This window comes from uncultured Paraglaciecola sp. (genome assembly GCF_943787955.1).
Lineage (GTDB): Bacteria > Pseudomonadota > Gammaproteobacteria > Enterobacterales > Alteromonadaceae > Paraglaciecola.
The window spans coordinates 259,557-271,678 of sequence record NZ_CALSOK010000013.1; the positions used below are offsets into that span (position 1 = coordinate 259,557).

Annotated in this window: 8 protein-coding genes and 2 pseudogenes; 5 read left to right on the forward strand and 5 right to left on the reverse strand. The window is 38.1% G+C overall.

The genetic code is table 11. From position 1 onward, the window contains the following. Positions 1-9: 9 nt before the first annotated feature. Together Q0Y52_RS13200 and Q0Y52_RS13205 are read right to left on the reverse strand one after the other, a co-directional pair. Positions 10-783, reverse strand: coding sequence for an alpha/beta fold hydrolase (locus tag Q0Y52_RS13200; protein WP_297822290.1), 774 nt, complete (start codon positions 781-783; stop codon positions 10-12). A gap of 3 nt (positions 784-786) precedes the next feature. Further along, positions 787-2,439, reverse strand: a complete 1,653-nt coding sequence (locus Q0Y52_RS13205) for an electron transfer flavoprotein-ubiquinone oxidoreductase (protein ID WP_297822422.1) — start codon at positions 2,437-2,439, stop codon at positions 787-789. 440 nt (positions 2,440-2,879) lie between these two features. Between Q0Y52_RS13205 and Q0Y52_RS13210 the strand changes: the two are divergent. Both Q0Y52_RS13210 and Q0Y52_RS13215 read left to right on the forward strand, forming a co-directional pair. Then, positions 2,880-3,630 (forward strand): annotated as a pseudogene (locus Q0Y52_RS13210) (electron transfer flavoprotein subunit beta/FixA family protein). Then, a pseudogene (locus Q0Y52_RS13215) lies at positions 3,630-4,555 on the forward strand (FAD-binding protein). Before Q0Y52_RS13210 ends, Q0Y52_RS13215 begins: the two co-directional pseudogenes overlap by 1 nt. 432 nt (positions 4,556-4,987) lie before the next feature. On the opposite strand, the gene Q0Y52_RS13220 reads toward Q0Y52_RS13215, so the two are convergent. The 3 genes from Q0Y52_RS13220 to Q0Y52_RS13230 form a co-directional block, all read right to left on the reverse strand. After that, positions 4,988-6,514, reverse strand: a complete 1,527-nt coding sequence (locus tag Q0Y52_RS13220; RefSeq protein ID WP_297822292.1) for a DUF3336 domain-containing protein — start codon at positions 6,512-6,514, stop codon at positions 4,988-4,990. Between the two features lie 98 nt (positions 6,515-6,612). After that, on the reverse strand, positions 6,613-6,921 hold the full coding sequence (locus tag Q0Y52_RS13225; protein WP_271863723.1) for an isoamylase early set domain-containing protein: 309 nt from the start codon (positions 6,919-6,921) through the stop codon (positions 6,613-6,615). A 293-nt stretch (positions 6,922-7,214) separates the two neighbouring features. Continuing rightward, positions 7,215-8,189: a helix-turn-helix domain-containing protein gene (locus tag Q0Y52_RS13230; RefSeq protein ID WP_297822294.1), complete on the reverse strand. Its 975-nt coding sequence runs from the start codon at positions 8,187-8,189 to the stop codon at positions 7,215-7,217. A 180-nt stretch (positions 8,190-8,369) separates the two neighbouring features. Here Q0Y52_RS13230 and Q0Y52_RS13235 point away from each other — a divergent pair, with 180 nt between their 5' ends. The 3 genes from Q0Y52_RS13235 to Q0Y52_RS13245 are packed head-to-tail and all read left to right on the forward strand — an operon-like array spanning position 8,370 to position 12,033. Further along, positions 8,370-10,175, forward strand: coding sequence for an acyl-CoA dehydrogenase (locus Q0Y52_RS13235; RefSeq protein ID WP_297822296.1), 1,806 nt, complete (start codon positions 8,370-8,372; stop codon positions 10,173-10,175). A gap of 47 nt (positions 10,176-10,222) precedes the next feature. Then, entirely contained in the window at positions 10,223-11,227 is a 1,005-nt protein-coding gene (locus Q0Y52_RS13240; RefSeq protein WP_297822299.1) for an NADP-dependent oxidoreductase, read from the forward strand. A gap of 41 nt (positions 11,228-11,268) precedes the next feature. Then, complete coding sequence (locus Q0Y52_RS13245; RefSeq protein WP_297822301.1) at positions 11,269-12,033, forward strand: SDR family oxidoreductase; 765 nt, start codon at positions 11,269-11,271, stop codon at positions 12,031-12,033. Positions 12,034-12,122: the final 89 nt, after the last annotated feature.

Below are 12,122 nucleotides of genomic sequence, written 5' to 3' on the forward strand. Positions count from 1 at the left end.
CAATCTTATTTATTTAAATAAAAATGCCAATATAATCTTTGCACACAATTCAGGTTTTTCTGCATGTAACCAATGACCTGTGTTATTGACCATTTTTGATCGACTATCAGGAAATAGCTTAAGTACCGTTTTTTCATGTACTGGTAACAAATAATCTGAATTTTGACCTTTAATAAACAACACTTTCCCTAAATAGGGTTGAACCGCCTCTATGGCAGCTGATAACTTCGCGTAATCTTTTTCAAGTAATTCAAGATTAAATCGCCATTTCCAAGTATCGTTTTCATTATATAGGCTTTTTAATAAAAACTGCCGTGTTGAAACATCTAATACATATTCTGATAAGGCTATATCCGCTTGTTTTCGGCTTGTGATATCGGACAAAACCACATTGTTTAAACCTTGAAACACATTTGTATGACGCGCTGAATATCCAACTGGTGCTATATCCAATACGATTAAGTGACTAATTAGTTCATGTTGATTTATAGCAAGTTGCATGGCTACTTTACCACCCAAAGAATGTCCGACTATGTCTAACTGTTTAATCTTAAGACTGACAATAAGATCAGTAATACGTTGAGCGTACTCAGAAAAATTAAAGGCGTGTGTAAATGCGGACTTTCCATGATCAGGTAAATCTATCGACAACACCTGAAATGTGTCAGTAAGTTGTCTACGTAATGCTGATAAATTATCCGAACTTCCAAATAAACCGTGAATTAACATAATCCAAGGTTTATCTGGGGTGTCTGAATGTATTTGGTAATTAATTTCAGTCATAAATTACATATTTGGATAGTTTGGCCCACCGGCACCTTCAGGGACGACCCAAGTAATATTTTGGCTCGGATCTTTAATATCACATGTCTTGCAGTGAACGCAGTTTTGCCCATTTATCTGAAGTTGTTTTTCACCTTGTTCAGATTCGATGATTTCATATACCCCAGCAGGACAATAGCGTTGAGCAGGTTCATCATATTGTGCCAAGTTTACTGTGATAGGTACTGTAATATCCTTAAGTTTTAAGTGGCAAGGCTGTTCTTCTTCATGGTTTGTGTTTGATAAAAATACAGATGATAATTTGTCAAAACTTAAAACGCTATCCGGTTTAGGATAATCAATTTTAACGCAGTCTTCAGTATTTTTAAGTTGCACGTGGTCAGCTACGTCATCTTTAAAAGTAAAAGGCATATTTCCCTTAAACCAATTCTGCTCAAGGGTGTTGAAAGCTCCGCCCAGAAAGGTACCAAATTTATGTAGGGCAGGGCCAAAGTTACGAGATCTGAATAATTCATCATATAACCAAGAATCTTTGAAATTTTGGGTGTAATTGGTTAAATCTTGTGAAGGGATAGCATCTGTCTGGCTTAATACTTCCATAAGTGACTCTGCGGCTAATAACCCAGACTTCATAGCAGTGTGATTACCTTTTATTTTTGCAAAATTTAAGGTGCCGGCATCACAACCCACCAATAATCCTCCAGGAAACGTCATTTTGGGTAAAGAATTAAAGCCACCTTTGGCAAGAGCTCTTGCGCCATAAGACACGCGTTTACCACCTTCAAGATACTGTTTAAATACAGGATGGTGCTTAAGGCGTTGGAACTCGTCAAATGGACTGATATGTGTATTACTGTAGTTTAAGTCTAGTATTAGCCCGACCAACACTTGATTATTTTCTGCGTGATAAAGGTAAGAACCACCCGTGGCATCAGTGATAGGCCAACCAGCTGTATGTACTACTAAACCTGGTTGGTGTTTAGTAGGATCAATATCCCATATCTCTTTGAAACCAATGCCATAATGTTGTGGTGATTGACCTTCATCCAATTCAAATTTTTCAATTAGCTGTTTACCTAAGTGCCCACGACATCCTTCAGCAAACACCGTATATTTTGCTTTTAATTCCATTCCGGGCATATACGAGTCTTTAGGCTGACCTTCTTTGTCAAGCCCCATATCACCGGTAATAACACCACCGACACTACCATCTTCATTGAACAGCACCTCAGAAGCCGCAAAACCAGGAAATATCTCTACCCCTAACGCTTCCGCTTGCTCAGCCAACCAACGACATACATTACCCATACTAACGATATAATTGCCCTCGTTGTGCATGGTTTTAGGTGTCATGAAACCTGGGATTTTAATCCCTTTCTTTTCATTGTTGAGCCAATAAATATCATCTGCAGTGACTGGAGTATTAAGTGGGGCTCCTCTTTCTTTCCAATCTGGAAATAATTCGTCTAATGCACGGGTTTCAAATACTGCACCAGATAAAATATGCGCACCCACTTCTGAGCCCTTTTCTACTACGCAAACCATTAATTCTTGGTTTTTTTCCTGAGCTATTTGCATCAACCGACACGCAGTTGACAGACCAGCAGGGCCAGCACCGACTATAACTACATCAAACTCCATCGATTCTCGTTCCACTTGTTTGTCCTCTTTTAAATTTAAACTATTCATAAAAATGTATTTAACTATTCATAAAATAAATACTTCTAAGCATTATTCATAAGCATTTTTTAGTCGGCGAATGTCTATTAATGCAGCAGATTACGTCTTTAATTGGATAATATTCGCGCCATTAGTCAGCAAATTTAAAGTGCTATAATAATATAAAAAAAACAATAAAATCTATATTTAACAGGGTCTTAATTAATACGTTAGTGTTTAAATAAGGTGATCCTAAACACAATCCCATTCATATATTATTACATGTTTTACTCGTTGAAAGGATCACCCATAACAACTCACTACAAATTGATATCTAAGTTGACGATAACGTCAACACAAAGTAAATTGTCGTCATCCAGATTTGAGTCGCTAGATAATTCAAATTATAAACTTGATACCTGTAAGTAGAGGTGAAAATGAAAATTCTCGTGCCAGTAAAACGTGCCATTGATTACAATGTAAAAGTCAGGGTTAAACCAGACAACAGCGCTGTAGATTTAACCAACGCAAAGATGTCGATTAATCCTTTTTGTGAAATTGCTGTAGAAGAAGCTGTACGCCTCAAAGAGAGAGGGTGTTGCAACTGAAATAGTAGTGGTATCTATAGGCAATAAAAGCTGTCAGGAACAGATACGCACATCACTTGCGCTAGGAGCAGATCGCGGTATACAAATTGATACCGACTTAACACTTGATTCGTTGCAAATTGCCAAGTTATTACAAAAGATAGTTGAACAAGAATCACCTGATCTAGTTATCCTAGGAAAGCAAGCTATTGATTCTGATAATAACCAAACTGGTCAAATGTTAGCTGCATTAACAGGTATGCCACAGGGTACATTTGCATCTGAAGTGCTAGTCGAAACAGGAAAAGTAAAAGTCACCCGTGAAATTGACGGTGGTTTACAAACTATTGAATTGTTATTACCCGCAGTTGTGACAACAGACCTGAGACTAAATGAACCTCGTTACGCATCTTTGCCAAATATAATGAAAGCTAAACGTAAACCTTTAGATGTGATACCCGCGGCTGATTTTGATGTTGAGCTAACATCCGGTGTCAAGGTATTGAAGGTTGAGGCACCTGCACAACGTCAAGGTGGAATTAAAGTGGCTAATGTTGCTGAATTAGTCGAAAAATTAAGAAATGAAGCGAAGGTAATCTAATGACTATTTTAGTATACGCAGAACATGACAACGAACAGCTTAAAACCGAAACTCATAAACTTATGCATGCCGCATCACAAATAGGTGGCGATATACATTTATTAGTTGTTGGTTCTGGATGTGAAGCTGTGGCGACCCAAGCTTCTAAAATAGACGGTGTAAGTAAAGTATTATTGGCTGACAATGCCGAATATGCTCAGCAAATGGCGGAAAATATAGCTGAACTAGTGTCCGAACTAGGTAAAGACGCAAGCCACGTATTGGCGGCAGCTACCACTACTGGCAAAAATTTTATGCCCAGAGTGGCGGCTTTGTTAGATGTTGCCCAAATTTCTGACATCATAAAAGTTGAAAGTATTGATACCTTTTTAAGACCTATATATGCAGGTAACGCAATTGCAACAGTACAATCTTCTGATAAAATTAAAGTGATTACTGTTAGAACCGCCGCATTTGATGCGGCAAGTGAAGGCAACTCAGCACTAATAGAGACTTGCACTGTAGTGAAACCATTAGATAAATCTGTATTTGTGTCTGCGGAATTAACAGAATCTGAAAGACCAGAATTAACGGCCGCAGATGTAATTATTTCTGGTGGTCGTGGCATGCAAAATGGAGAAAACTTCAAATTACTTGATGGCATTGCCGACAAACTAGGTGCTGCCATGGGTGCGTCAAGAGCAGCAGTTGATGCTGGTTTTGTACCGAATGATATGCAAGTAGGTCAGACAGGTAAAATTGTTGCACCTAACTTATACATAGCAGTAGGGATCTCTGGGCAATTCAACACTTAGCTGGAATGAAAGACTCTAAGGTTATTGTTGCTATTAATAAAGACGAAGAAGCACCAATATTTCAAGTGGCCGATTATGGTTTAGTGGGTGATTTGTTTGAAATATTACCAGAGCTTGAAGCAGCTTTATAAGTAATATTAATCATGTTTTGTTAAAGCCATGGCGGTTAACGCCATGGCTTTTTTTTTGGAACTTATCAATTTTATCCTTTCGCCATTTTGTTATACAACTGCACGAAGTATGTTGTGTGAGTATAATTAGGTTTTCTATGCATTATTTAACTATTAACCATGGTTTGCTTTCAGATACAAAGACAAAGAAATCTTCCTATTTTAATTTACAGGATATTAATAATAAGGACATTGCTGCCAAATAACCTTAGGATGTTTTCTTAGGACTCTAAAAGCTTTTCCTTGTTTAACGTGTCTACTTTAACAACATCTAAGGTGTTATTCGTCTCATACAGATAAAGCTAATGCCAAAACTCTGGAGTCATACAAATACAACAGATCTAGTTGAATCGATGTAGCCAATTTGTATGTAATTAAACGTTTAAAATAAATTTAACTATCAATCTCTGATTTTTTCAATAGTGTTGAAGTCATTGACCGCTCAGTTTTTCGGCGAGATTTTTTATAAAAACGTTTAATGTTATGATTTGAATGGTTGTCCACAATCTCTTCTAACTTGTGACTAATATTAGAGCAAATCCTAATCTGTTCTAACTGTGGCCAGGTTGAACGTTCGCCATCTGTGACCAACGCCTTAATTTCGTCTGTAGTGAGTTGCCCTAGAATCTTTTGTGGACTTACAAAGCTGAAACTAGGAACAATATTTACATCACCTTCGTAATCCTGTGCCAAAACTGAATAGAACATATTCATAGCTTTCCCAATATCCGGAAGCTTGCGAAGATATCGACGACTAAATTGTTCCCCTGTTTTTAAAAACTCATGTGAAGAAAAACGTATAATATTTTTGGCGCTTTTGGGAATGGGCATATATTCTTCACCCTTCATAATAGCAAGCGCTAACGGATTCGCCTGACTAACGATATAATGGTTTACGCCATAAAGTCTGGCCAGCCTTTTTGAAGGAAGGTCATCTGTAACGGCTCCATCTACCCATCGACGATTTGGCAAATATGGCTGGGTTTCGCCATACACATTTTTAGCCATCAACATAACAGGCGGGAAAACACCCGGCACTGCACAAGATGCCATGACTGCAGATCGCACATAAACATTAGGTGATGTCACCGCATTCATTAATCTGGAAGTTTGGTGTTCTTCAAAGGGTGCGATAGTGATACTAATCATTCTGCCTGTTTTCTCATAAGCTTCCTGAAATGTGATATTGGGGATCAAGGACTCCAATGTCATTTTTAAAGAAACAGAGTCCACTTGGTCTCGAACCAAGCGTTTAGGGTTATTGTCAATATTAAGTTGTAAGGGGTCTAGCAGTATGTCATCTCGAAGAATATGTGTAAGTTCTTTATTTGAATAGGTGCCAAGTAATGCAGCAAATATTGCCCCTGCGCTTGACCCAGAAATGACTTTTGGTAACATCTTATATTCGAATAATGTCTTGATTACTCCAAGATGAAAATGCCCAAGTGAACCGGCACCACTTAGCATCAAAGCTGTACGGCCAAAACAGTGACTTGCACGTTCAAAAAAATCTTGTTTGTCTTCTCTCGAAACATCACTTGACTCAGCTAGCGTAGAAATATGTTCTAGTGCATTAACTATCTCATCAACATACTCTTCAATTAATCGTTTTGTACCAAATTTTGCCAGTTTATATAGAATAGGTTTACCCATACCGCCTTGGTTACCATGAATGCCCTCGTTGAGGGCAAAAAGTAACCCAACATCATCCTTCTCTTGTCTTAGCCTTCTGAGCATATCAATTCTGGTACGAATGTTCAGGTGATCATAACTATTTGATACTTCTTTATATTTCCATGCTTCAAGCCCAGAAATTGAGTCGTGCTCGATGGCAAATTGTTTCCAATCAGTATAATTTTTTGCATGACGCATTTTATTATCTAGACGAAAAAGAGAGAGGTGTTTTGAAATCGACAACATAAGATTATATTCCTGAAAATATTAATGATGTTGAAATTAAAAAAAGGATTTAGGAAGGCGAAATCATCTAGTGATTTCACCTTCCTGGAGCTAATGGTTCAAACTTGTACAACCGAGTTATCAGCATAAGATACTGGAGAAGGAATGTAAGCATCAGCCTCCCAGTCATTTTCCCATGCCTTATCATCTAGTAAATATCTAAACTGATACTTTGAGTCATTGGGTAAACTAACAGTGGTGGTAAAATCACCATTTTTAAGTTTTTTCATCGGCGCTGATGACAGGTCCCATTGGTTAAAATCACCCACTAAACGAACTAAACCTGCATCATTGGCTTGTTCCTTAGATAACTTAAATGTGACCTTACACATTGCTTTAGATTTTAAATATTGTTTTTTAAATGCCATCGTGTTTTCCTTTTTACCTGATGTATAAATTAAACTGCTGTAAATAACTGTATAAAAATAGCCAAGATGCTCAAAAAATGGGCAGTAACGTTACGCTTTGGTGCAATCTATAAACCACACTAAAACGCTGGCGGTAATAAACCAAAGTATTGATAAGTAACAATTAATTATCTTAATGTTAATTGTAAATATAAATGTATATCTATTTTACTGATAAATTATGGCAATCAGTCTTAGTCGAATTGAGTTTAGTGCAAAAAATATGCAAAATTATTTTAATTAAAATTTTAGTCTTAACGTTTAAACTTTTTTGCATACTGGCTAGGGGATAATCCAGTATGTTTTTTAAATAACCGTGTAAAGGAGCTCAGGTCGTCATAACCTACTTGAGAGACTATTCGTTCGATGCTGTCGTGGGTTGTTTCGAGTTGTTTTTTAGCGGCCTCAATACGCAATGTTTGTAAATATTCTAACGCATTTAGTTCAGTCGCCTTTTTGAATCTACGATTAAATGTTCTTAAGGTCAGATTAACCAATAAAGGTAAGTCACTCACCACTATCCTATTATTGTAGTTTGTTTCTAGCCACTCTTGAACAATTAATACATCAGGGTCTTGATGATATTTCTTGGTGAGAATATTGGCATAAGCTACTTGTTCACCTCGATAAATATCAATTACATGTGCTTTAGCCGTCGTTGTTGCAACATCATGGCCGCAATATCGTTCAATTAACATCAGGGCTAAATCAAACCAAGCCATACCCCCACCAGAACAATAGATATTTTGTGCAGAGGTGATCATTTTTTCCGCACATAAATTTACCTGAGGATAGCGGGTTTTAAATAGACTGGCATAACCCCAGTGTGTGGTGGCTTCTTTTCCATCTAATAATCCCGCTTCTGCTAATAAAAATGCACCGCTGCAATTGCTTGCAATATCTGATTGGTTCGCAAAGTGTTTTTGAATATGTGCTAATAAGGGCTGGTTGTTTTTAATAACATTAATAAGCTCGCCACCAATAGTGGGTATTAACAATAAGTCGGTCTGTTCAACATCTTCAATCGCAATATGGCTATTGATCACCAATTGATTAATACAACGAACAGGTCGTTTTTTTATTGATGCAATTTGTACCTCAAAAAAAGGTGATGGTTGCTGACCTTGCATACGTTGCCAAGTTACTCCTGCTAACGCAAACAAGTCCAAAGCACCAGTAATAGCGCTCGCATATGCTTGATCAAAGCCTAGTATGGTTACTTTAAACAATAGAAAATACTCGAGAATAACTAAGGTGATTAGTCATAAATAATTGTTCGTTATATCTGTCAAAAATGACCATTAATATGTCATATATGACAATAATAGCGAAGTCATATTTTTGTCAATCTATGGGCATTAATTACAGCAACTACAGTTATCAACTGTAATCACTTGTTAGGGTAAAATATGAACAACGAACTGGTCAAACGTAAAGAATTGGCATTTCAATTATACGAAGTATTAAATACAGAAAGCCTCTGCGGGCGAACAAGGTTTACCGAACATAATCGAGAAACATTTGATGCGGTGATGGATATCGCCAATAAAATTGCCACTGAAAAATTTGCCACTCACAATGCCAAAGGTGATGCCAACGAGCCAACTTTTGATGGTCAAAAAGTACATATGATAGCTGAGGTAAAAGAAGCCTTTGACGCCTATGTTGAATCAGGCTTAATTGCAGGCCGATTTGACTTCGATGAAGGCGGAATGCAGTTACCAGAAACTATTATGACAGCTTGTGCTGGTTATTTTATGGCTGCTAATCCTTCAAGTACTGGTTATCCCTTTTTGACTATGGCTGCAGCAAACGTTATTCGCAACTTTGCATCACAGCATCTGAAAGATACCTTTATGCCGAAGATGTTAACAGGGGAATTTACCGGCACCATGGCTCTGACAGAACCACACGCAGGCTCGTCTTTAGCCGATATTCATACCACTGCAATGAAGCACGAAGACGGAAATTATCGGCTCAAGGGTAATAAGATTTATATCTCTGGTGGTGATCATGAACTGTCTGGCAACATAGTGCATTTAGTTCTGGCTAAAATCAAAGGCGCACCGGCGGGTGTTAAAGGTATTTCATTATTTGTGGTGCCTAAATTCCGCCTCGATGCAGCTGGAAATCCAGCTGAGAGAAATGACGTAGCCTTGGCGGGTCTTATTCATAAAATGGGATACAGAGGTACCACCTCTACAGCTCTAAGTTTTGGTGAAAAGGAAGACTGTCACGGATACTTAATAGGCGAAGAGCATCAGGGTTTACGTTATATGTTTTTAATGATGAATGAAGCACGTTTAGGTGTGGGTTTTGGTGCTGCAATGATAGGTTATAGTGGTTACCAATATTCATTAGAATATGCCAAAGAACGTACCCAAGGACGTGTTGCACCGAATAACAAACCTACCGATAAACCTGCCACCATCATTCAACATGGTGATGTGAAGCGAATGTTGTTGGCACAAAAATCTTATGTGGAAGGAGGCATGGCACTGTGCTTTTATGCTGCCCGATTAGTTGATGATTCACATACTCTCACCTCAGATGATGAGAAAAGACAGGCATCAGAATTATTGGATTTGTTGACGCCTATTGTTAAAGCATGGCCATCAGAGTTCGGACCAAAAGCTAATGATTTAGCGATTCAAGTATTAGGTGGTGCGGGATATACCCGTGAATATCCGGTTGAACAATGTTGGCGTGACAATAGACTCAATCCCATTCACGAGGGAACGAATGGTATTCAAGCATTAGATTTATTAACCCGTAAACTTTGGCAAGCAAATGGTTCAGGGCTGAAATTATTACAACATAGAATGGAATGCGATTTTGCCCAAGTGACGGGTGCACAAAGTCAGAAGTTGATAGCAAATTTATTGCCCTATATAAAACAAATGCAGTCCTTGCTGGCTATACTTGCGCAACACTTAAAGTCTGAAAAGCAACCCATTTTACTTACTAACGCAACCTGCTTTATGAATGTATTTGGCCAAGTCGTGATGAGCTGGTTGTGGATACGTCAGGCAAATGTAGCTGAGAATGCATTGGCGGTAGCTGATTTATCTGCAGAGGATGAGGCGTTTTATTTAGGTAAAGTACAAGCTGCCAAGTACTTTTTACGCTGGGAATTGCCTGCAGTTCAAAGAGATATTGCGTTGTTAAATGATATGGATGATAGCTGCAGTGAAATGCAAGCTGAATGGTTTTAATCAATTCATCAATTAAAAGTTAACACATAAAAAAACATGGAGACATCATGAAAAATAAACAATTCTTATTGGCATCGAGACCTGTGGGAACACCTACTAGAAAAAACTGGGCTTTTGTAGAGAACGATGTTGCAGATTTATTAGATAATCAAGTATTGGTTCAAGTGGAATTTATTTCATTAGACCCTGCCATGCGTGGTTGGATGAATGACGGTAAATCATACATAGAACCAGTTCAAATCGGCGGCGTGATGCGTGCTGGAACCGTTGGCAAAGTGCTTAAGTCCAAGAGTAGTCAATTTTCAGAAGGTGATTACGTTTATGGGCATTGTGGTGTGCAAAAATATGCCGTAGTGGGTATTGAGGGACTGCACAAAATAGATCCAGGCTTAGCTCCATTAGAGCGTTACTTAGGTGTATTGGGAATGCCTGGAATGACTGCTTATTTTGGATTGTTGGACACGGGTTTACCTAAAGCAGGCGAGACAGTATTGGTCTCTGGTGCTGCTGGAGCAGTAGGTTCAGTGGTAGGTCAAATTGCTAAGATAAAAGGCTGCAAAGTAGTAGGTATTGCTGGGGGGGCTGAAAAATGTACCTACCTAGTGAATGAGTTAGGTTTTGATGCGGCCATTGATTATAAAAATGAGAATGTGAAAAAGGCTTTACGGATTGTCTGTCCTGAAGGGGTTGACGTGTATTTTGATAATGTTGGTGGTGAGATACTTGATGATGTCTTAACTCAAATACGTATGAAGGCGCGTATAGTAATTTGTGGTGCTATTAGCCAATATAACAATACAACAGCTGTAAAGGGACCTTCTAACTATCTTACTTTACTGGTAAATAGAGCCAGAATGGAAGGCATAGTAGTGTTTGATAATGTTGCAAATTATTCTAAAGCTGCAGCAGAAATGGCAGGTTGGATAGCAGAGGGGAAATTAGTCGCTAAAGAACATGTGGTTAAAGGTATAGAGCATTTTCCAGAAACATTATTAATGCTATTCAACGGTGAAAACATGGGTAAATTAGTCTTAAAAGTAGAAGCAGATTAACAATAATAAGCAAATGGCATATTTAGATTGAGAGACATTTTATGAAAAAAGATATATTTGATTTAACCGGTAGAGTCGCGTTAATTACAGGTGCAAGCCGAGGTATAGGGGAGTCTATATCACGATTACTTGCTGCCTATGGTGCAAGAGTGATTGTTTCTAGTCGCAAGATAGATGGTTGTGAAACTGTTGCACAAAGTATTCGCGACAACGGCGGTGATGCAATTGCTATGGCCTGTCATGTAGGGGAAATGACACAAATTGACAACATCTTTGGGCAGATAACTGAGAAATATGGGCGTATAGATATTTTAGTTAACAATGCAGCCGCTAATCCATACTTTGGACATATTTTAGATACTGATTTAGCGGCGTTTAATAAAACTGTTGATGTGAATATTCGTGGCTATTTCTTTATGTCTACTGCTGCTGGTAAAATGATGAAAGAGCAGGGTGGTGGCGTTATTTTAAATACTGCGTCAATAAACGGAATATCGCCGGGTATGGGACAAGGTATTTATTCCATTACTAAAGCGGCTGTTATTAGTATGACGAAGTCCTTCGCAAAAGAATGTGGTGGTCTGAACATAAGAGTTAACGCTTTATTGCCAGGTTTAACCGAAACCAAATTTGCCTCAGCACTGACGAGTAACGAAAAAATACTTAAAACAGCACTTATGCAAATACCGTTAGGAAGAACTGCACAGCCTGATGAAATGGCAGGTACGGTTTTGTACCTTGTCTCCGATGCTTCTAGTTACACAACTGGCACAACAGTTGTAGTTGATGGCGGTTTTTTAAGTTAAGCTCTTTAGTTAAATAAAGTTTTTAGACGGCAGCTGTTAAGTTGCCTTTTTTATTTTTGCTAGTATCAAAACGGTGGCGTAATTAATCT